Genomic DNA, 22,125 nt, shown 5'->3' on the forward strand with positions numbered 1-22,125 from the left:
TTATTTATAACTTTTTCAATGTGAATTTTGTCTAAAGATAAAAAGTAATCAATAAGGATTTGTTTAATAACAGTTTTAATATAAAAAAATTAAAAATGCAATTGTATGTAAAACCTTCGTTTAGTGTATAAACTTTAATTTAAATTTAAATATTTATTGACCAATTTTTATTATTAACTTACCTTTATGTAAGCGCTTACATTTTACTTTAATTTGTAACTTGTTAAAAAATACTGGTTTGTTTTATTTTTTTGTATCATTATGTAAGCGCTTACACCAACACATAATTATAATATAATATGGTCCACTCGACTGGGGATGTAACATGAGTAAGAAAATATTCACTAAGACAAGAATAGCGACAAGTTTATCACTGATACTTGGAGTAACAGCACTGCCAGCAATATCAGCAGAAGAAGCAAGCTTGAAAGACAGTGATGAAATTGAAATCATTGCCGTAACTGGCATGCTTTCAAGTATTAAAGAATCGACAAGAATTAAGCGTGATGCTTCTGGTGTCGTTGATGCTATCTCAGCTGAGGATATTGGTAAATTTCCTGATACCAATTTAGCAGAATCTTTACAACGCATTACGGGTGTATCAATTGATCGTACTAATGGTGAAGGTAGTAAAGTAACCGTACGTGGTTTTGGTCCCGACTTTAATATGGTTACCCTCAATGGCCGTACAATGCCAGCATCTGGCTTACCTGCTGGTGGTGGTGTCGCAAATTCACGAGCCTTTGAATTCTCAAATTTAGCATCTGATGCTGTTAAATCTGTTTCTGTCTATAAAACAGGTAAAGCTAACATAGCTACTGGTGGTATTGGCGCAGTTATTGACATAGTAACAGGCAAACCCTTAGATAACCCGGGCATGCATGTTAGTGTTGGTGCAAAAGCTCTCATGGATACAAGTAACCGTGTAGGTGATGATGTTACACCTGAGTTATCCGGTTTATTCAGCTGGACTGATGATGATGAGATGTTTGGCGCCTCATTAACAGTTAATACACAAGAACGACATAGTTCTACCTCTGGTGCATTTGTTAATCAATGGCGAACCGGTGCCTTCGATGGCACAATCCCACAAGCAGCTGATGATATTCAATTAAACAATGCACCTGATATTGGTCAACTTTATTCAATGCCATCAGATTTACGCTACTTTATTACCGACCAAGAACGTGAGCGTACTAATGCTCAACTTACCTTACAGTTCAGACCTGTCGAATCTTTAACTGCAACGCTTGATTACACCTATTCAAAACAGGATACTTTTCAGGCACGCGCTGAACAATCTATCTGGATGGACACGTACAAATCTAGTTTAGGTTTTGACGATGAAACGACAACCACTCCAATCGATTATAATGAAGATCGAGGTGCTCAACCCCCACGTGATTTAGGCTTAGCGCAACAAGAGCTAAACCAAGTAAATGAAAATGATTCAATTGGTCTGAACATTAGCTACGACGTTAATGACTATTTCAACATCACTTTTGATGGACATAGCTCAACAGCTGATAGTTCTCCTGATGCAGAATATGGTAGTTGGGTTAATGCAGGTTTAGGCGCAAACATTTCTGCTGGTCAAGGTGTAGATTTTAGTAATGACTACCCAACTATGCGAGTCGACTTTGATGATTGTGACCCAAGAAGAGGTTTAAATTGTAACGGGATACTTGATCAAGATGATGTGGGTACATCAATTCTTGATATGAACTATGCATCTCAAAAAACTGATATTGATGAATTTCGCCTAATTGGTGCTTATGAGTTTGAGGAAGGCAGTATCGAATTTGGTATTGAGTCTCGTTCTATGGAGAGTCATTCTGTACAAAGCTTAACACGGCATACTATGGGTAACTGGGGTGTTGAAAACCCAGGCGAATTACCTGCTGGTTTCTTAACTCCAGTTAACTTCACCAAAGAAATTAATGATTTTGATAAAAATGGTGCCTTCAATCAAGGTTTCACCGGTAGTGCTTCACAAATTGGTGCTTGGGCTGCTGGTCAATATGGCTTTGACTTTGTAGCCAATGGGGCATCTGCAACTAACCGTACAATTAAAGAAGATATTACCGCTGCATTTTTTCAACTTGACCTTTCAGGTGAGTTAGGCGGTCGTCCATATAACATTTCTGCTGGTTTACGCCTTGAAAGTACTGACGTCACTTCTTCAGCTAATGTCGCACTACCTAATGCGGTTGCATGGGAAGGTAATAATGACTTTAACGTACGTTTCGGTAATGGAATGCAAGACTTCTCTGCCGATGCAAATTATGACCATGCATTACCAAGTTTTGATTTTGACATAGAAGTTGTTGATAATGTTGTAGCGCGGTTCTCTTTCAGTAAAACTATTGCTCGACCTACTTATGATCAATTAAGTGCTGCCGCTTCTGATGTTAGCGGACCGACCGGCCCAACTAGCTTGCCAGGTGTTCAACTAGGTACGGCTTCTAATGGTAACCCTGGTTTATTACCATTAGAGTCAAATAATATCGATTTATCTGCTGAATGGTACTTTGCAGAGACGAGTTATGTATCGATTGGTTATTATGAAAAGCGTGTTAATAACTTCGCTGGTCGTCAACCTGTTGAAGAAAATGTATACGGTTTACGTGATGCAACTGCAGGCCCTCGTGCTCAAGCGGCCGCTTTAGCGTTAACTGCATTAGGTGAAGAAATAACTGATACCAACTTATTTGCTATGGTTGCTGCAACCGAAAATAATGTTGATTTCTATTCGATGCCAGCTGAAGATTTTGAAGTTCAATATGATGTTTTACCTAACGGTGAAGATCCCTTAATGGACTTTACGGTAACTAAGTTTGTAAACAATAAAGAAGCTAAAATCGATGGTTTTGAATTTGCTGTTCAGCATTTCTTTGGCGAAACAGGTTTTGGTTTTCAAGCAAACTACACCACTGTTAATGGTGATGTAGGCTTTGATAACAACGGTGATCCATCGGTAACTCAGTTTGCCCTTGTTGGTTTAAGTGATACAGCTAACCTAATACTAATGTATGAAAATGATGACTTCCAAGCACGTATTGCTTATAACTGGCGTGACAAGTTCTTAAATACACAAGCCCAATATATAAATGAGCCTGGTTATACAGAAGAATACGCACAGGTTGACTTTAATGTTGCTTATCAAGTTACTGAAGAGCTATCTGTCTTCTTCGAAGGTATTAATATTACCGGTGAAGATACTCGAACTCACGGTCGTACCACAGCACAATTGTGGAATTTATCAGAGCAAGAAGCACGATATGCTTTAGGTGGTCGTTATACTTTCTAATTCAAAGTAGAGAGTAGACTATGCTTATAAATGCCGTGCACTTGCACGGCATTTATTGCATGACACTTTATAATGATTTTACTATCAGGCAGGAGCTAACATGGACAAAGCTATTAAAAAAATTGTTATTGTTGGTGGAGGGTCTGCTGGTTGGATTACCGCCGGAAGCCTCGCAGCAGAACATTGTGTCAATGCAGCAAGTAGTATAGAAGTTGTTTTGATTGAATCTCCTGAAGTTAACAGTATCGGTGTTGGAGAAGGCACTTGGCCCTCAATGCGTAATACGTTAGAAAAAATTGGCATAGATGAAAAAGAGTTTTTACAACAATGTGATGCCTCATTTAAACAGGGTTCAAAGTTTGTAGGTTGGACAACCGGTGATGACAGAGACTCTTACTATCACCCCTTTATGACACCTGATGGTTATGGTCACGTAGATTTACATGCCGCATGGCAAGCTAACCATTCAGAGCAAGCTTTTGCTGATGCGGTTAATATTCAAAGCCATGTTTGCCAAGCAGGTCTCGCACCTAAACAACTGGCAACGCCAAATTACGCTGCCGTTACCAATTATGGCTATCACCTTGATGCAAAGAAATTTGCCTCACTTCTACGTAAACACTGTACTTCGAAATTAAATGTTCAGCATATTGTTGCTCATATGGACGGTATTATTTCTGCAGACAATGGTGATATTAGCGCCATAAGTACCAAAGAACATGGCCATATAGACGGTGATTTATTTATTGATTGTACCGGTAGCGCATCATTGCTGCTGGGAAAGCATTTTAATATTGGCTTTATCAATAAACAGCACATTTTATTTAATGATTCTGCCCTTGCTGTACAAGTTCCCTACCCTGATCAAGCAACCCCAATAAACTCAGCCACGTTATCAACAGCACAAAGTGCTGGCTGGATTTGGGATATAGGTTTGCAAACACGACGAGGTGTTGGTTACACCTACTCTAGTAAATATATGAGTGATGTTGAGGCTGAAAAATCATTAAGACAATATCTAGTCGATTCCGTTGGCGAAGAGAAAGCTAATTTACTCAAGCCTAAAAAATTAATTTTTGAACCTGGTCATAGAGAAAAATTTTGGCATAAAAACTGTGTTGCCATCGGTATGTCTGCAGGATTTCTTGAGCCTCTTGAAGCTTCTGCCTTAGCCATGGTTGAATTATCATCAACCATGATCAGTGAAGAGTTACCCGTGACGCGTGTCCATATGGATATAATCGCCAAACGATTCAATGATAGGTTTAACTATCGCTGGCAGCGTATTATCGACTTTTTAAAATTACATTACATTTTAAGTAAACGCACTGACTCACAATACTGGCGAGATAACCAACAACCTGAAAGCATTAGTAAAGAACTTCAGGAGCTGATAAAGCTATGGCAATATCAACCTCCAAGCCGTTATGATTTTGTTCAAAATGAAGAAGTATTTCCTTCAGCAAGTTATCAATATGTACTCTATGGTATGGGATTTAAAACAGAGCAACGCGCTAACCCAAGAAAATTTGAGGCTAATCCCTTAGCGAAAAAAACGATTGCAGAGACACAAAACAAAATAGATAGATATCTTACGGGTTTACCTTCTAATAGAGAATTACTCGATAAGTTAAAAGTGAAGCAATAAAACATCAGTGAAAGGTAGTTATTATGAAAGATAAAATTCAAAATATTGTTATTGCTGGCGGTGGTACCGCTGGTTGGATGGCGGCAGCAGCTTTTTCAAAACTACTAGGGAAGAACTTAAATATCACCTTAGTTGAGTCAGATGAGATTGCCTCAATAGGCGTAGGTGAAGCCACCATACCCCCGATAAAAACATTCCATAAATTACTCGGTATTAATGAGCAAGAAGTTATGCGAGCCACCCATGCTACTTTTAAACTCGGTATAGGATTTGAAAACTGGGGACAACAAGGAGATCATTACATTCACTCCTTTGGCGTCACAGGTAAAGAATGTTGGGCAGGTGAATTCCATCATTTTTGGTTGCATGGTCTTCGCAAGGGTATTAAAGATGACTTTGGTGATTATTGTTATGAGTTGCAAGCAGCGAAAGCGAATAAGTTTGCTTTATCAAAGAATACGCCGATTAATTATGCTTATCACCTTGATGCCACACGCTACGCACAATATTTACAAGAATTTAGTAAAAAACTGGGCGTAACTCGTGTTGAAGGAAAAATTCAACAGGTCAATAAAGACAATAAATCAGGCGAAATAAGTTCGCTTACTTTAGCTTCTGGCCAAATAGTTGAAGGTGATTTTTTTATAGATTGTACTGGTTTTCAGGGGCTTTTAATTGAGCAAGCTCTTCACACTGGATTTGATGATTGGTCACACTGGTTACCCTGTGATAGGGCGGTAGCAGTGCAAACCAAGGCGGTTGCAGCACCTTTACCTTATACACGTTCAATAGCTCGTGAAAGTGGCTGGCAATGGAGAATACCATTACAAAACCGTGTCGGTAATGGTCTCGTTTTTTGTAGTAAGTATTGCTCAGATGAAGAAGCGATAAATACGCTAACAGCAAACATTGAAGGGGATTTACTTACAGAACCCCGAATCATCAAATTTAACACGGGTCGCCGTCGTAAAGGTTGGAACAAAAACTGTGTTGCTTTAGGTTTATCAAGTGGTTTTATCGAGCCGCTTGAGTCAACAAGTATTCATTTAATTATGTCTGGAATTATCCGTTTATTGCGCTTATTTCCTTTTGATGGTATTCATCAATCGGCTATTGATGAATACAATAACAAACTCAATTCAGAATTAAACGCCGTTCGTGACTTTATCATACTACATTACAAAGCAACTCAGCGTGAAGACAGTAATTTTTGGTTACATTGTAAAAATATGGAAATCCCCCCTTCCCTCGTGCATAAAATGCAATTATTTAAAGATACAGGTCGTGTCTTTTTAGACGATGGCGATATTTTCCGCGTAGACTCTTGGACCCAAGTAATGCTCGGCCAAGGCATTAAACCAACGCAATACCACAAAATAGCTGAAATAATGAATGATAAAGAACTAGAGAACTTCATGAGCAGCCTGAAAGCATCGATAACTAATGCTGTTGAACAATTACCTAGTCACGCAGAGTTCATACAAAGCTATTGTAAATCAGACTATTAAAAAATACTGCTTAAGTAAAAGCGACTAGCATTGTATTGTTAATAGCTTTTGCTAGTTAATATCAACACTCACACAGTTGAGAAGTCTATGAAAAAAACACCTAAACTCAGTGTGCAACTTTGGTCTGTCAAAGATGCCATTAACCAAGACTTTAATGGCACACTTAAGACGTTATCTAACATGGGTTTTGACGGTGTTGAGTTCGCCGGTGAATTAGGCTCATATGCGAATGATGCCAAAGCATTAAAACTCTTTTTAGATTCAATTGACCTAAAAGCCAGCGGCGCTCACGTATCTTTTGAACAATTGGATCAAGACAACTTTCAAAAAACTGTAGATTTTTATCATCAATTGCAAGTTGATACCTTGATCATTGGTTTGGATGACAGATCTTGGCATCCGCAAGGTATAGAAGAGGTGGTAAAATTACTCAATCAACTTGATACAAAGCTAGAACCTTATAATATAAAAACCGGTTTTCATAATCATGAACACGAATTTGATAACTTTAAAGGCACTACTTACTGGGACTATCTAGCCATGAATACTAAGGATTCCGTCGTATTACAACAGGACGTAGGTTGGACAACATATGCAGGTAAAGATGCCGTATAGTATGTTTATAAGTACCCTAATAGAAGCTTTACCACGCATTATAGAGTATGTATTCCCGAAGGAGTTAAAGGTAAACAACCTATTATTGGTCGAGATACAATTGATTGGCTGAGGCTGTTAAAGGCTAATATAAATGTTGGCGGGACAAAATGGATAGTTGTTGAGCAAGATGTATACCCCAATGGCATGAGTTCTTTAGCAGCAGTTGCCTTGTCTAAAAATGGATTAGAGCAATATATCGAAAAACTTTAATAAACCTACCTGTTAATTTTTATTTTGTTAGCTACAATTTATTGCGTTATTGACAAGAAATATTAGCTTGTTCAAGGCTATTAGGTCGAATATAAACATCAGTAAAGTCTATATTTAACGGACCTGGCTTTTCAAAAAAGGCCGGTTCTGAATTTAACACGCAAAATTCTGCTAACGGCATCATCAATACGCGTTTGTGCAATTTCACCACAGTTAACTTGTGCAAGAGTACTTTCATAGAGTATTTTCCAAGTATCCATAGGTACCATAAAAATATTTAAACCTGCATTTATCGCTTGTGGACAGCTTTCATTTGAACAGCCTTTCATTTGTCCATGACCATTCCAGTCACCAACAACAAAACCGTCAAAACCCATTTATCTTTTAAAAAATCCGTTAATAAATATTTATAGCCATGATTTTTTACCATGCCAACTGTTGAATGAAGCCATCACAGATTGAGCGCCAGCGGTTAAACCACCTACATAACCTTGGCCATGTACATCAAGTAATTCTTGCTCCGATGAAAGAGTATTACCTTGATCGCCCCTAAACCAATATTATGAAGGAACAAAGTAGCACCAATAACATTCTTATGTCCGTGCACTGCATCTCTGCCCCACACAGTAGAAATTCGATTACCATCTAAAGAATCATCGATTGATGTTTGATACATGGTCTCAGCTAGGTTGACCCAATCATCAGGCGTGGCATGTTTATCATTATTAGGAAAAGCGCCACCGCCATTTAAATAAGACCCAAAGCCATATTTACGCATATCTTCAACCGTGATATCTCGTATTTCGGGTTGGATCATGTATGCTACTTTTTGCTCAAGCGTCATTGTGCTTAATAGCGAGACTATTTTCCTTCATTATCAGCATCAGTTTTAACGGCTATATCAAGTGTCGGCCAGATATCAATGTTAGATGAAGCTATTGAGACTTGTGATGACCCAGCTGTTTTATCCTGCTTTATGTCCGTTACTTGTTTTTGTTTATTTCCATTACAGCCAGCCAACTAACCAACCAACCAACAAATAACGATGCCATAGCCATGCAAAGTATGCTGGCACCTGGACTATTTTTTATCTTTTTTTCATTATGTTGTTTCTTGTTTATTTTAATTTCTAATTTTTAATCAAAAGGTTAAATAGATAACAATTTATTAGTTGGCAATCGCTTTTACTTTACTGCCTGATAGACCGTAATAAGCAATAAAAAAATAGCAGAATATAGGTAATAAAAATGCAGGTTGTACACCAATATTGTCTGCTAAAACACCTTGAAAAAGAGGAATAATTGCACCGCCAACAATTGCTAAACATAAGATACCCGAACCTTGACTGGTATGCTTACCTAAGCCTTGAATGGCTAAACTAAAAATTGTCGGAAACATAATTGAATTACATAAACCAACAAGCAAAATTGCCACCATGGCAAGTGTACCTGAAGAGAATACAGCAACTAAAATCAATATAACGGCGAGCGTTGCGTTAAAAAATAGTGCTTTACCCGCAGCAACTTTTTGCATAACAGCAGCACCAATAAAACGTCCTACCATAGCTCCTCCCCAATAATAAGCAATATACTTTGCTGCTTGGTATTCTTCTAAACCAGCAATCGAAGGCTCGGCAAAAAAGCTGACCAAAAAGCTACCAATAGCAACTTCAGCACCAACATAGACGAAGATACCAACAGCACCGAGTACCAAGTGACGATATTGCCACGCACTGCCACTATCCTCTTGTTCATCTTTTTGAGCGTCTTCTTCGACCAAGGATAAATTGGGTAATTTTAACCAAGCAAAAACGGCAGCCAGAACTAATAACATAGCTGCTAGAAAAACATAAGGCATTTGAACTGATTCTGCTGACGTTTGGGGCGACAGGGCATCAGCTGCTTCATTTAAAATTAGAAAGGCGCCAAAAAATGGTGCTACTGTTGTGCCTAAAGCGTTAAACGCTTGTGTCATGGTCAAACGAGATGATGCAGTTTTAGCATCACCTAACATACTTACATATGGGTTAGCTGATACTTGAAGTAAGGTAATACCACTAGCCAATATAAATAAAGCCATCAAGAAAACGGGATAACTATGCATAGATGCAGCAGGATAGAAAAATAAGCAACCAATAGCAGCGATGAGCAGCCCTAAAACAATACCTTTTTGATAACCCAGCTTTTTCACGATTGCTCCTGCGGGTAATGAAAAAAGGAAATATGCACCAAAAAAGCAAAATTGTACCAACATAGCCTTACTATAAGATAAATCAAAAACGCCTTTCAAATGCGGAATTAAAATATCATTTAGACACGTTATAAACCCCCACATAAAAAATAACGACGTTAATGACGTTAGAGCGAATGCAAAATTTTTATTGTCTGGCATATCGTTCACCTGATTAAAAGTACCTGAATTTGAATGCGTTGCCATAATTCCCTCTTCTTAAATTACTTTGTTGTTATTACTTAACTTGTCACTGACTAATGAAATATAAATAAAACGTTATGTTTCAATGCATTAAATAAATTTAAATTGAAACACCATGAAAATGGTTGACCTAAGTCTTATAAAGCTCTAACCTAAATGTAAGCGCTTACATCCATATTAAAGAGCATCCAGATACATTTATCAACCTTTTTTGTAAGCGCTCACATAAAAAAAAGATAATTGCCAAAATTAATTGGCTTAAGAAATAGGTATTTAGTTAATGACTGTCAAACTGACTCTACCCACTCAATCTAAAATGCTTTCAAAAGATTTTGTATACGGTGTAGCAACCGCTTCATTTCAAATTGAAGGTGGAAAAGCATCAAGACTTCCCTGCATTTGGGACACTTTTTGTGACACACCAAATACAATTGCTGATGGGTCAAATGGTGAAATGGCTTGTGATCATTTCAATCGTTGGCAAGACGATATTGAATTAATTGATTCAATAGGTGTTGATGCCTATCGGTTATCTATTTCATGGCCACGCGTAATAACAGAGTCAGGTGAGCTAAACCAAGAAGGTGTCGCTTACTATATGAACATTTTAGATACGCTAAAGTCCAAGCGTATTAAAGCATTTGTTACACTATATCATTGGGATTTGCCACAGCATCTTGAAGATAAAGGTGGCTGGTTAAATCGAGAAACCGCTTATGAATTCAGAAATTACGCTAATTTAATTTCAAAGGTTTTTGGTCATCGTGTTCATGCTTACGCAACACTAAATGAACCTTTTTGTAGTGCCTTTTTAGGATATGAAGTAGGTACTCATGCACCGGGGATAATCGGAAAAGAATTTGGCAAAAAAGCAGCGCACCATTTATTACTTGCTCATGGCTTAGCAATGGAAGTATTAGCTAAAAATAGTCCTAATACGTTAAATGGTATCGTACTTAACTTTACGCCTTGTTATCCTGAATCGGAATCTTTAGCTGACATAATTGCTGCAGCCTTTGCAGATGATTATTTTAATCAATGGTATATAAAGCCATTGTTTGATGGCAAGTATCCAGAAATCTTATCGACACTGCCAGCTGCCCAACAACCTGATATTCATGAGGGGGATATGGCAATCATTGCTCATTCTATGGATTATTTAGGTGTCAATTTCTATACACGAGCGATTTATCGCGCCGATGTTGATGAGCACTTCTTACAAATAGATCCCCCAGAACCTCGTACAGATATTGGTTGGGAAATTTATCCCAAAGCCTTTACCGAACTCTTAGTTTCTCTTAATGAAAAATACAGACTTCCCCCTGTTTATATCACTGAGAACGGTGCGGCAATGGCTGATAAGATTATCGATGGTGTGGTAAATGATCAAGATAGAGTAGATTATTATCAACAACACTTAAATGCCGTTAATGACGCTATTGAACAGGGTGTAAAAGTTGATGGTTATTTTGCCTGGAGTTTAATGGACAACTTTGAATGGGCTGAAGGTTATTTGAAACGCTTTGGCATTGTTTATGTCGATTATGAAACACAAGTAAGAACAATTAAAGCTAGCGGACTTGCTTATAAAGCGTTAATTACGAATAGATAATTGAATGTATCAGCTAAGTATTTCAGTTAAACATCTCAGTTAAATGACAGGAAACCAAATGACTAAACTTCCCTTTTATGAAAAAGTAGGTTACGCCATGGGCGATGCTGCAGCTAATTTAGTTTGGCGCGGTGCTTTAGCTTACTTAGCCGTATTTTATACTGATACTTTTGGTTTAACCGCTGCCGCTGCCGCCATGCTATTTTTGGTGGTACGTTTATCAGATGGTGTAACCGACATAATAATGGGTATGATTGGCGATAGAACGAATACTCGTTGGGGAAAGTTTCGCCCTTGGATATTATGGTCAACACCTTTTTTAGCCTTGTTTATGGTACTAAGTTTCACTACTCCTGACTTAAGTTATAGCAACAAACTTATTTATGCTTATGTAACCTATATCGGTTTGACGCTTGCATACACAGTAAACAACGTACCTTATTCGGCGTTAATGGGCGTGATGACGCCAAGTGATACAGAGCGTACTAGTTTATCTGGCTTTCGTTTTGCTGGTGCCTTTGCAGGTGGTTTGCTTGTAATGGGTTTTCTACCTGACTTAGTTGCCTATTTTGGTGAGGGTAATGATGCCATAGGTTATCAATATAGCATGTACTTATTTGCCGCAATTTTGATAGCCTTAATGTTAATTACTTTTGCGAGTACCAAAGAGCGTGTTACGCCAAACATTGATGAATCAAGTAATTTAAAATCTGACTTGCTCGATTTAAGTAAAAACCTACCTTTTATTGTTCTTCCACTATTAGCGATGACATTATTATTCTATTACCGTGATATTTATAGCGGCATATTTTTTGTTATTATCATGGGCTCCATGTTAATTCTCATTAAGAGGTTAATCAAAAAAACACCTAAAAACTTAGGTGGTACTCAAAGAGATATGGTTGACTTACTTACCAATAAACCTTGGTTAATATTACTCGGCATTGGTTTTCTAACTATGATGTTTAATGGCATTAAATACGGCACTATTGCCTACTATTTCAAATACCAAGTGGGTGATGAACTCATGGCAGGGAAATACTTTATTGCCTTATTACTCGTTTCTATATTAGGCGCATTATCAACAAGTTATTTATCAAAAAAGTTAGGTAAACGACAATTGTTTATTGTCTCACTTCTGCTAAGTGGTTTGCTTACTACTGCTTTTTATTGGGTACCTAAGGGCAATGTTAGTGCTATTTTTGCTTTAGGTTGTAGTGCTGAATTTTTTGCGGCCATAATGCCAACATTATTCTTTACCATGCTAGGTGATTCAGCGGATTACTCTGAATGGAAAAATGGTCGCCGTGCAACCGGCCTCATTTATTCTGCTGGAACGTTCGTTCAAAAAACCGGCGGTGGTTTTGCTGGTGCACTAGTATTGGTTGTGCTTGCTGGCTATGGCTATGATGGCATGGACAAATCAACTATCGCAGCGTCACTGCCTGGCATGCAATTATTAATGAGCTGGATTCCAGCTTCCTTTGCCTTTGCTGGCGCTGCCTTAATGATTTTTTACCCGCTAACTTGTAAGCAAAATAAACAAATTGGTAATGAATTAATCCTACGTAGAACACCTTTAGCTGCAGCTTAATAATTTTAAATAGTTTTATTTTAAGCTTACATGAACAAATTTAGATAATAAAAAAGTAGGATATTAATGATTAGTGTAAGAGAAAAAATTGCTTATGGTTTAGGTGATACTGCCAGTAATATAATCTTTCAAACGGTAATGATGTTCTTATTACTGTTTTACACTGACGTTGTTGGTTTATCTCCTGCTGTGGTTGGTACTATGTTTTTATTCGTACGACTAATCGATGCGGTTACCGATCCAATCATGGGCAACTTAGCCGATAAAACCCGCACTAAGTGGGGACAGTTCCGTCCTTATCTGCTGTGGTTAGCGCTACCTTTTGCTTTGATCAGTATATTAGCTTTCACCACACCCGACTTAACCGGTAATAATAAAGTTATCTATGCTTTTGTCACTTATACCCTTCTTATGATTGCTTATACGGCAATCAATATTCCTTATTGTGGTTTAGGCGGTGTTATTACTGCTGATGCAAAAGAGCGAGTCACGGTACAATCATATCGTTTTGTATTTGGTATGTTAGGCGGCGTCATTGTTGCAGGCGCAACTATGCCAATGGTGGAATGGTTTGGCCAAGGCGATACTGCAAAAGGCTACCAATATACAATGGTCGCAATGAGCAGCTTAGGCGTCGTCTTGTTTTTGTTATGTTTCTTAGGAACAAAAGAACGAGTAAAACCACCAGAAAACCAAGACTCATCGATGAAAGAAAATCTGCAATCATTATGGAAGAATGACCAATGGCGCATATTATGTATTGCTTCTTTTTATTTACTCACGGGGCAAGTTTTACGCCTTACCCTTGCTGTTTATTATGTTAAGTACTTTCTCGGGCGCGAAGATTTAATCACGTCATTTTTAACACTAGGCGTAGTGGCAAGTATGATAGGTTGCGCGGTAGCACAGCCGCTCGCTAAACGTGTATGTAAAATAAAAGCCTATATAGCACTGCAAAGTTTATCCGCAGTTATATGCCTAGCGAGTTTTCTTATTTCCCCCAACCAAATTATTCTTGCGTTTGTCGCCTTTATTGCTTGGAAGTTTTTTCTTGATATGGCTTCACCACTACTGTGGGCAAAAATGGCAGATACCATTGACTATGGTCATAAAAAAACAGGTATTAGGGTAACAGGCCTTGTTTATTCTGGCGTAATATTTTTTATCAAAATGGGTATTGCTATTGGTGGTGCACTTGCTGGATGGTTATTAACTTTTTACGGTTACCAAGCTGATTTAGAACAGAGTGAGGCTACCAAGCAAGGTTTATTATTATCATTTACCGTTTTACCTGCATTAGGTTCATTTGCTGTAGCTTGGGTAATGCGAAAATATACCTTAATCGAACAAAGAGTCGTTCAAATACAGGTAGAATTAAGCACGGAGACTAAGTAACTTATTGACGAATATGCTAGAATTTTGCCGTTACTACTCAAATTATTTACAATTTAATTGCACAACCTAGGAATAACATGGCGACAATATACGAAGTTTCAAAACTTGCTAGAGTCTCTTTAGCAACCGTTTCTCGTGTGATAAATAAAAGCCCACAAGTTAGCGATAAAACACGCCAAAAAGTTATGGATGCGATGGCAGAGCTTGGTTACCGTCCTAATTCTATTGCGCAATCATTAGCATCAAACAGAACCAATAGTGTGGGAATTTTAGTGTCAGAATTACATGGACCATTCTTTGGCCAAATGATGGCTGGCATAGAGTCCGAATTAAGAGCGGCGGGCAAACATGTCATTATTACCACTGGGCACAGTGAAGAAGATAAAGAGAAAGACGGTATCGAGTTTTTAATTAGCCGAAATTGCGATGCTATTATTTTGCATGTAGAAGCGGTTAGCGATGAATACCTCATTGATTTGTGTAAAGGCCACACACCGGTTTATTTAATGAGTCGGTACGTCGATGAGATCAGTGAAAATTGTATTAGCTTAAATAATGAATTAGGTGGATATCTTGCCACCCAATCAGTAATAGAATTAGGTCACTCTGCTATTGCTTATATCGGTGGACCACAATTTAAAGCCGATTCAAAAGACAGATTAGTAGGTCATAAACGAGCATTAGCAGAAAATAATATTTCTTTTAATGACACCTTATATTTTGAAGGTGACTTCAAAGAAAAAGGCGGTAGCGACGGTTTAAAATACTTCAATGAGAGTAACAAAGGATTTAGTGCATTAATTTGTGCCAATGATGAAATGGCTTCAGGCGCGATAACTTATGCCCGAGAGCAAGGACTTTCTCTACCTAGAGATCTATCCATAATAGGCTTTGATAATATCATTTTTGCACGCCATACCTATCCCAAACTAACGACGATAGACAATCCGGTAAATTCGATGGGGCATATGACTGCGAAATTGGTGTTAAAAAATATTTATCAACAAAAGAATATCTCTATTACTCACTTCTTTGAGCCGACACTTATCACTAGAGATTCCATTATTTCCAAAACTTAGCGCAACGGTCAGTACAGTTAAAAAATAAATACATTTGAAAGAGAAGTAACATAAAAAATGAAAAATTCACAAGATACTCAAGTAATTAATTTAGTGGCTGATATTGGTGGTACCAATATCAGACTAGCAATCACTGATAAAGACAATAATATCAACGAAATTAAGACTTATCAATGCAAGGACTTTCCACATTTAAGTAATGTGATTTATCATTATTTAAAGGAAAATGGCTTACTTAACTCCCAAGTTAATGCTTGTTTAGCTATAGCTTGTCCTGTTGATACAGACTCAATCTCGATGACAAACTTGCCCTGGAAGTTTTCACAAAAACAGCTTAAGGAAGAGCTTAAATTACATAGTTTAACGCTAATAAATGATTATACTGCTATTGCAATGGCTATTCCGTTATTGAGTGATAAGCAAAAAGTAAAAATTGGTCACGGCGAAGCCGAAAATAAACAGCCTATTGCGGTATGTGGCCCAGGAACTGGTCTGGGTGTTGCTAATTTAGTAAACATTAACAATCACTGGTACTGTTTAGGTGGCGAAGGGGGACATACCGATTTTGCACCGGTAGATGAACTTGATGTAAAAATATTTCAACAATTAAAAACAACTAAAAAACGACTCTCTTATGAACAGTTACTTTCTGGCTATGGATTAGAACAAATATACCAAGCATTAGTAATAATCAATAATCAAGAAGCGACAAACGCTGAGCAAAGTAAGTTATCCGCTAAAGAAATTAGTACTCAAGCAATAGCTGGAACTTGTCCTATATGCCAACAAGCGTTGTCACAATTTTGCAAAATTTTAGGAAGCTTTTCGGGTAACTTAGCATTAACCACGGGCTCTTTTGGTGGCGTGTACATAGCGGGTGGCATAGTGCCTAGGTTTATCGATTATCTGAAAAACAGTGAGTTTAGAGCAAGGTTTGAAACTAAAGGACGTATGTCTCATTTAAACGAGCAGATACCTACTTACATCATTACCGAAAGCCAACCAGGATTACTCGGTGCAGCTGCTTACCTCAATCAAGTTTTCCCATAGTTCAAGTAAGCAGTTGAATTATAAAAAGCTCAAGTAATCTTGAGCTTTTTTATTACAAAGACTCGATTGTAAAAGCGACTTAAAACGGCATTTTCATCCCAAATGAAGGTACCTTGATTATTTGTTATTAACTATCATTAGATCTCGTTTTCATTGACGTAAAAAGTATTATTGGTATTCAAATTTCATCATTCTTAATCTGCAAATGTCCCCTATTTGTCCCCTAAAAAAACGGCTCAAACTCAATAGAGGTTAATGTTGTAACCCCTAACTCGGCTCTAGGAGCGCAAACTATTTAAATCAAGTTGCTACTGGCAAAGAGAATAACTTAACGATTCGTATTTATGGTGAAAAAGACCGCGTAGAATGGCAACAACAAGAACCTAAAAGCGTGATACTAAAATGGTTAAAGGAGCCAATACAAATACTAAGAACGGGTGGTAATCATACCTCATTATCACTAGCTAATATTCGCACGCCTATGGGACACCCTGAAGGATATTTAGACGCTGCGAGTCCTCATACATTCGATTATCCGGGTATAAATGACGGCGTACACGGTATGGCAATAATTGAAGGGCTGGTTGAAAACCATCAGTCTGATGAAAAGTGGCTCACAATAAACAACTAAGTGGAGTATATAATATGAAACAAATTCAAATTCCAAGTTGGGACCCTCTATGTATGGATCTCGCCAAGACAGCTAAACTAGTAGTCAGGATTATTGCGTTGAACTAACAGGTACCGCAGCAGGGTTTGATTTAACAATTACCTAACTTTCTACCCACTTACAAGGGCATTTTTTACCTTAAGTTAATGACATTTCCCTTTACGAGATAGAACTTAAGAGCTCTTATAGTAATGATTGTTATACATAAAAATTATCTTTGCTCACCATTTTCAATGTCATTAGATTGAAAATTATTAATCTGTTCCTTACGCCAGCGACCAGGGCTTAAACCATAGTCTTTCTTAAAACGGTGAGCAAAGCTTGCACTATCGCCATAGCCTACTGTGTCAGCTATTTGGTCTAAATTATATTGGGTATAACGAAGTAAGTAGCAAGCATATTCTAAGCGAGTGTGAGTTAATAATTTGATTGGTGTCATTCCCATTTCTTTCTTACATAAACGAAAAAAATGCGGCTCAGACATATGCATTTCTGCAGCTAATTGCTTAACAGTCCAAGACAGTTGTAATTGCTTATTTACACGTCGTATTAGGGAGTGAAACTTTTGTTGTTGCTTTGTTAGTTGTTGCCCCATATTCAGTGTTTGCGCAATTTGATAAACTAAGACTTCTACTAAGCGCAATATAATATCTGACTGATAAATACTTTCACCGTGTTGGAATTCTCTAATAAGTGACATTGTTTGATACAGTCGTTCCGCATTTATACTGGAATAAACTGAAGGATGTAGTTGATGAACAAACTTATATTCAGAGCAATCATGCAATAACAACCAACACATTTCCCAATATTCACCCGAAAGTTCATACAAAAAAGGAGTTCCTGCTGGCAGTAAAACAATACTACCGGGTTTAACTAAATATTCGTTATTACCAAGCTTGATCTTTCCCTCTCCTGCATGAGTAGAAATTAAGTAATGAACATGTCCGCTGTTATTTTCATTATTTAAACAAATATTTCCTTTACCTGTTTTTCCAATTTTATACTCTGTTTGTAAATACGACATTCCTGCAAAGGCTATAAGACTAGCTGCTTGGCCTGGTAATTTATCAAAATTAATGAAATCCTCTATACAATCAGGATGAATATTTAAAATATCTTGCCACATAAAATCACCAAAAGGATAGTTTTAAACATGATACATGACAATTTCACTTATGTTTATTTTATCACTATATTTTATAATTCTATGCAATATTCTAGTAAACTATAATGACTAAAACCAATGAGTAATAATGAACCTTCATCATTAAAGCAAAGTATTAAATTAGCTTGGCCTATCTCTTTACAGAGCATATTGGTCACCATGCTAGGTATGAGCGACATTATGATGGTGGGCCACTTAGGTGATACTGCCGTCGCTTCTGTTGGGCTTGGTAACCGAATTCAATTTGTTTTTTTAATAATCTTAGCGGGACTTGCCTCTGGTGTTGGCACTTTATCTGCGCAGCACTTTGGTGCAGGGCAAATAGGTGTGATTAGACAAATAATTGTTAAAACGCTTGTCATTGCTGCCGGAATATTACTGCCTATATTACTGATTACCTTCTTATTCGCTGGTAATATAATGGGTATTGCCACAACAGATCCCAGCGTTATAAACACAGGGACCAGCTATTTGTGGTTAACAATGCCTAGTTTGATTTTTGTTGTCGTTGTGATGATATTTGAAAATGCCTTAAGGGGGCTTGGGCAAGTAATTTTCCCTATGTTTATTAGTATCATCGCCATTATTACTAATATTATTTTAAACTATTGGTTAATCAAAGGTGGCTTAGGTATAGAGCCAATGGGTGTCATTGGGGCTGCTTTAGCCACAATGCTTGCTCGAGCACTTCATGCTTTATTAATACTTGCTTACTTAGCAAAAGTTAAGCACAGTATTTTTCCAACAACGTTCTTTTGTGCTGATTTTTATAACAAACAAGCGTGGACTAAATTACTTACCTTAGTTTGGCCAATGATGTTGAGCTTTGGCGTTTGGTCTTTAGGCACTTTTGTATATCAACTGATATATGGACGAATTGGTACACAAGAGCTTGCTGTCATGAGTCTATTAGCCCCTATCGAAGGTTTACTCGTTTCGTTCTTTTTCGGCTTCGCTTCCGCGTGCGCAATTTTAGTTGGTCAGCGTTTAGGTAAAAATGAGTTTTCAAATGCATGGTCTTTAGCCAAGAACTACGCTATTAGTGCGCCAATCATTACCTTTTTACTTGCGTTAATATTACTCCAATATCAATATTTGGTCTTTATGCCATTCAGTAATTTATCATCAGAAACAATCACATTATCCCAAGAAATTTTGGTATTGATTTGCTTTGGAACCTGTTTAAAAGTATTCAACATGACTATTGCTATGGGGATATTGCGTGCTGGAGGTGATAATAAGTATTGTATGTTCATAGATATATCGGGGATGTGGATAATAAGCATACCATTAACATTTATGGCAGCATTCTACTTTATGTTACCCCTGTATTGGGTCGCTCTCATCGCTTACTCTGAGGAAATAATTAAAGCAGTTATGTTTATTTTCATAATGAAAACTAGGCACTGGTTAAAAAACCTAACCGCTGAAAGTATGGCGTAGTTGGCGCTACGCTTAATTAACTTAACGCGGTTACTGTCCTTTACTATTAAAAACCTTTTTAATAGTAATCAAAACTTATCTGCCGAGTTTTTCAACTGACTATTTAAATAGTTAATTTGCTTTTGAATTCTTAATGCTTTGGGTTTTATTAATTGTACTTCTTGTTTAATTTCATCTGCTGACCAGCCAAGTTGTAATAGTAATAAAGAAATAACAGTGCCTGTTCGTCCTGTCCCCCCCTTGCAATGTACAGCTACCACCCCTCTATTCTTAATCTCATTCAGGATTCGATCTTTCTTCTTTTGCCACTCTTGATGAAACGCCTCTTGCGGGGCTTCATCATCAATAATGGGGAGTTGTAGCCATTGGATCTTATATTTATGGCAAAGCAGTGGCAGCTTAATGGCATTATTTTCTAGCATTTCTTTATCAAACATTAGGGTAAGCAACATAGATACGCCCTGTTGCTTGAGTTGCAGTATTGACTGCTCAAGGTTAACAGCTTTAGTTCCGGGGCAAGGTGTAAATAATAGCTTTGCCCCATTTGACAGTGCTAAGGTTTCGAAGGGATGTATATTCATTAAATTTTCTCACATTTAATATATACAAGAGCATTTAGTATGCTCTTGTATATAAGCACTTATAATTGAACTTGAATTGTTTGAACAGAATTAGCAGGAATTGACACTTCTACAAATTGATCACCAATTTGTAGTGAAAAGTTAATAGCTGCTTTGGTTGTGTTTAACAATTGTGTACTAACTAAATTGCTTTTACTCATGGCCGCACTTGCATGCAATGCATCACTATCTAGCCCAGCTAATTGAGTTTCTACTTGCAATGCTTTATCGCCAGGGCGGATCGTTCGACTAAACTGAGCCAGTACATGATAAATTGGCGTGTAATACACCTCTCCCGTTTCAGTATCTATCATAATCGGTGCACCACAGAAATTTCCAACATGATTAGGTCCACCATTACTATCGAGTACAATGTTCCAATCAATCCAGCCTTCAAGCCAGTGATCTAAACTCACAATAATGTTTCGGGCATAACGATGCACTGGTGTATAAATTGGGTGTTCTTCTGGCTTTGGTGCCCATGTCGCGGTATACGCCCAATCGGTCGCATTTTCATTCCACCAAAAGTTATCATTATTAAACCAGTTAGACTCTTTAAATCGGATGGGATCTAAAATACCTTCTGGTGCATCTTTACCTAAATCATCAATGGTGCCTTCTGTGTGAATAATCGAAAACTCGGGGAATTTATTATGAACACGATCAAAGACTTCTTCGTTAACCTTATTTGTACTTTCATACCAATGAACCGCCGTACCATAAACATACTGAGCCGTTTCTTTATCCGCTAATATTTCATCTGTCCAATGCTCCATTTCATCACGATTTTGATCATAAATGAGTAATTTTACCTTCTCATGAGCACTTACTTTTAATTTTGGTCCCAAATGATCTTTAATAAAAGCACTTTGTGTTTTAGGCGTGAAATGCATACTTTCCCACTGACCACTATTACCATGAGGTTCATTTACCGGAGTTAGTCCCCAAATATCAATGCCTTCTTTTTTATAGGCATCAAGGTATTTAATAAGGTAATCAGCATACGTTGCTCTATATTGCGGCTTTAACTCCCCACCTGTTCCCTGATGGTTATTTTTCGCTGTAGGTTTAATATAATAGTCTTCAATGTCTTTCATCCATGGTGGTGCTGTCCATGCTGATGCTACTATTCTTAAATCTTTATCACTTTGTTTACTTTTAATTTCATAGGCTTGTTTGATCATTGGCAATAAATCGAATTGCTCATCTTTAATACCTGCATGGTCTTGCTGTTTAAAACCATCTTGATCAACAGCGATACTAAAAGACGAGAGTTCTACATCATCTTTAACTGGTGCATAAGAATACTTACCATCCACAGCAAAGTCTGTCGCGCCAATATGAGTTCTAGCAATGGAAAAATTAGCCCCTTTTTCACCATAAATATTTTCCATGACTTCTGCTCTTTTTTCTTTGCTTAAATGCGCAAGAACAAAAGCAGAAGATTCGGTAAAAGAAGTACCAATACCCAATATGTTCTGTTTAATAATATCAGGTCTAATGGTAATCACTTTACCTTGAGCTTTACCTTGTTGAAAGGTCAAGCTTGGCTGTGGTGAAACTTTAGCACCCGCCTCACTCGTTAACAGAATTTCACTTGTTGTTGATAAATGATAACTAATTTCTTTCGTCTTGTTATTCACTTGAGATCCTTGATCTTGAAACATACAGCCAGTCAACGTTATAGAAGATATGAGCCCGATGAGTATCGCTTTGTTTTTCATGACT

The 22,125-nt window shown here is 37.5% G+C and carries 15 protein-coding genes and 1 pseudogene; 11 read left to right on the plus strand and 5 right to left on the minus strand.

The window, feature by feature from the left end:
- Nucleotides 1-325 precede the first annotated feature (325 nt).
- From ESZ36_RS13170 to ESZ36_RS13185, 4 genes are all read left to right on the plus strand, one after another.
- Entirely contained in the window at nucleotides 326-3,310 is a 2,985-nt protein-coding gene (locus ESZ36_RS13170) for a TonB-dependent receptor (RefSeq protein ID WP_146788761.1), read from the plus strand.
- Between the two features lie 100 nt (nucleotides 3,311-3,410).
- On the plus strand, nucleotides 3,411-4,958 hold the full coding sequence (locus tag ESZ36_RS13175) for a tryptophan halogenase family protein (RefSeq protein ID WP_146788764.1): 1,548 nt from the start codon (nucleotides 3,411-3,413) through the stop codon (nucleotides 4,956-4,958).
- Between the two features lie 23 nt (nucleotides 4,959-4,981).
- The gene (locus ESZ36_RS13180; RefSeq protein ID WP_146788767.1) at nucleotides 4,982-6,466 is read left to right on the plus strand and encodes a tryptophan halogenase family protein; all 1,485 of its coding nucleotides are present in this window, start codon (nucleotides 4,982-4,984) and stop codon (nucleotides 6,464-6,466) included.
- 87 nt (nucleotides 6,467-6,553) lie between these two features.
- The gene (locus ESZ36_RS13185) at nucleotides 6,554-7,081 is read left to right on the plus strand and encodes a sugar phosphate isomerase/epimerase family protein (protein ID WP_246129096.1); all 528 of its coding nucleotides are present in this window, start codon (nucleotides 6,554-6,556) and stop codon (nucleotides 7,079-7,081) included.
- Nucleotides 7,082-7,445: 364 nt separating this feature from the next.
- On the opposite strand, the pseudogene ESZ36_RS13190 reads toward ESZ36_RS13185, so the two are convergent.
- Nucleotides 7,446-8,353 (minus strand): annotated as a pseudogene (locus ESZ36_RS13190) (glycoside hydrolase family 3 N-terminal domain-containing protein); the annotation flags it as partial.
- Between the two features lie 147 nt (nucleotides 8,354-8,500).
- A complete protein-coding gene (locus ESZ36_RS13195) occupies nucleotides 8,501-9,769 on the minus strand; it encodes a sugar MFS transporter (protein ID WP_146788769.1) in 1,269 nt (422 codons plus the stop codon).
- A gap of 277 nt (nucleotides 9,770-10,046) precedes the next feature.
- Between ESZ36_RS13195 and ESZ36_RS13200 the strand changes: the two genes are divergently transcribed.
- The 6 genes from ESZ36_RS13200 (at nucleotide 10,047) to ESZ36_RS13225 (ending at nucleotide 17,127) form a co-directional block, all read left to right on the plus strand.
- Nucleotides 10,047-11,378 (plus strand): GH1 family beta-glucosidase, encoded by a 1,332-nt coding sequence (locus ESZ36_RS13200; RefSeq protein ID WP_146788771.1) that lies wholly within the window; start codon nucleotides 10,047-10,049, stop codon nucleotides 11,376-11,378.
- 58 nt (nucleotides 11,379-11,436) lie between these two features.
- Nucleotides 11,437-12,972: an MFS transporter gene (locus ESZ36_RS13205; RefSeq protein ID WP_146788773.1), complete on the plus strand. Its 1,536-nt coding sequence runs from the start codon at nucleotides 11,437-11,439 to the stop codon at nucleotides 12,970-12,972.
- A 66-nt stretch (nucleotides 12,973-13,038) separates the two neighbouring features.
- Entirely contained in the window at nucleotides 13,039-14,367 is a 1,329-nt protein-coding gene (locus tag ESZ36_RS13210; protein ID WP_146788775.1) for a glycoside-pentoside-hexuronide (GPH):cation symporter, read from the plus strand.
- 77 nt (nucleotides 14,368-14,444) lie between these two features.
- Complete coding sequence (locus ESZ36_RS13215; protein WP_011044462.1) at nucleotides 14,445-15,446, plus strand: LacI family DNA-binding transcriptional regulator; 1,002 nt, start codon at nucleotides 14,445-14,447, stop codon at nucleotides 15,444-15,446.
- A gap of 57 nt (nucleotides 15,447-15,503) precedes the next feature.
- Entirely contained in the window at nucleotides 15,504-16,496 is a 993-nt protein-coding gene (locus ESZ36_RS13220) for a glucokinase (RefSeq protein ID WP_011044463.1), read from the plus strand.
- A gap of 391 nt (nucleotides 16,497-16,887) precedes the next feature.
- Complete coding sequence (locus ESZ36_RS13225) at nucleotides 16,888-17,127, plus strand: hypothetical protein (protein ID WP_146788777.1); 240 nt, start codon at nucleotides 16,888-16,890, stop codon at nucleotides 17,125-17,127.
- A 250-nt stretch (nucleotides 17,128-17,377) separates the two neighbouring features.
- Here ESZ36_RS13225 and ESZ36_RS13230 read toward each other — a convergent pair whose 3' ends face one another.
- On the minus strand, nucleotides 17,378-18,295 hold the full coding sequence (locus ESZ36_RS13230) for a helix-turn-helix domain-containing protein (RefSeq protein ID WP_146788779.1): 918 nt from the start codon (nucleotides 18,293-18,295) through the stop codon (nucleotides 17,378-17,380).
- A gap of 117 nt (nucleotides 18,296-18,412) precedes the next feature.
- Between ESZ36_RS13230 and ESZ36_RS13235 the strand changes: the two genes are divergently transcribed.
- A complete protein-coding gene (locus ESZ36_RS13235; RefSeq protein ID WP_146788780.1) occupies nucleotides 18,413-19,777 on the plus strand; it encodes an MATE family efflux transporter in 1,365 nt (454 codons plus the stop codon).
- Between the two features lie 68 nt (nucleotides 19,778-19,845).
- Here ESZ36_RS13235 and ESZ36_RS13240 read toward each other — a convergent pair whose 3' ends face one another.
- Entirely contained in the window at nucleotides 19,846-20,358 is a 513-nt protein-coding gene (locus ESZ36_RS13240; RefSeq protein WP_146788782.1) for a phosphatase domain-containing protein, read from the minus strand.
- A gap of 59 nt (nucleotides 20,359-20,417) precedes the next feature.
- Nucleotides 20,418-22,121, minus strand: coding sequence for a glycoside hydrolase family 30 protein (locus tag ESZ36_RS13245; RefSeq protein WP_146788784.1), 1,704 nt, complete (start codon nucleotides 22,119-22,121; stop codon nucleotides 20,418-20,420).
- Nucleotides 22,122-22,125 lie beyond the last annotated feature (4 nt).

Source organism: Colwellia demingiae (assembly GCF_007954275.1).
Taxonomy (GTDB): domain Bacteria; phylum Pseudomonadota; class Gammaproteobacteria; order Enterobacterales; family Alteromonadaceae; genus Colwellia; species Colwellia demingiae.

Excerpts from the sequence above, each read along its gene's own strand:
- ESZ36_RS13200 (WP_146788771.1), top strand. The coding sequence starts at position 10,047 with ATGACTGTCAAACTGACTCTACCCACTCAATCTAAAATGCTTTCAAAA.
- ESZ36_RS13215 (WP_011044462.1), top strand. The coding sequence starts at position 14,445 with ATGGCGACAATATACGAAGTTTCAAAACTTGCTAGAGTCTCTTTAGCA.
- ESZ36_RS13170 (WP_146788761.1), top strand. The coding sequence starts at position 326 with ATGAGTAAGAAAATATTCACTAAGACAAGAATAGCGACAAGTTTATCA.
- ESZ36_RS13175 (WP_146788764.1), top strand. The coding sequence starts at position 3,411 with ATGGACAAAGCTATTAAAAAAATTGTTATTGTTGGTGGAGGGTCTGCT.
- ESZ36_RS13235 (WP_146788780.1), top strand. The coding sequence starts at position 18,413 with ATGAGTAATAATGAACCTTCATCATTAAAGCAAAGTATTAAATTAGCT.
- ESZ36_RS13195 (WP_146788769.1), bottom strand. The coding sequence starts at position 9,769 with ATGGCAACGCATTCAAATTCAGGTACTTTTAATCAGGTGAACGATATG.
- ESZ36_RS13220 (WP_011044463.1), top strand. The coding sequence starts at position 15,504 with ATGAAAAATTCACAAGATACTCAAGTAATTAATTTAGTGGCTGATATT.
- ESZ36_RS13205 (WP_146788773.1), top strand. The coding sequence starts at position 11,437 with ATGACTAAACTTCCCTTTTATGAAAAAGTAGGTTACGCCATGGGCGAT.
- ESZ36_RS13210 (WP_146788775.1), top strand. The coding sequence starts at position 13,039 with ATGATTAGTGTAAGAGAAAAAATTGCTTATGGTTTAGGTGATACTGCC.
- ESZ36_RS13180 (WP_146788767.1), top strand. The coding sequence starts at position 4,982 with ATGAAAGATAAAATTCAAAATATTGTTATTGCTGGCGGTGGTACCGCT.
- ESZ36_RS13245 (WP_146788784.1), bottom strand. The coding sequence starts at position 22,121 with ATGAAAAACAAAGCGATACTCATCGGGCTCATATCTTCTATAACGTTG.
- ESZ36_RS13240 (WP_146788782.1), bottom strand. The coding sequence starts at position 20,358 with ATGAATATACATCCCTTCGAAACCTTAGCACTGTCAAATGGGGCAAAG.
- ESZ36_RS13230 (WP_146788779.1), bottom strand. The coding sequence starts at position 18,295 with ATGTGGCAAGATATTTTAAATATTCATCCTGATTGTATAGAGGATTTC.
- ESZ36_RS13185 (WP_246129096.1), top strand. The coding sequence starts at position 6,554 with ATGAAAAAAACACCTAAACTCAGTGTGCAACTTTGGTCTGTCAAAGAT.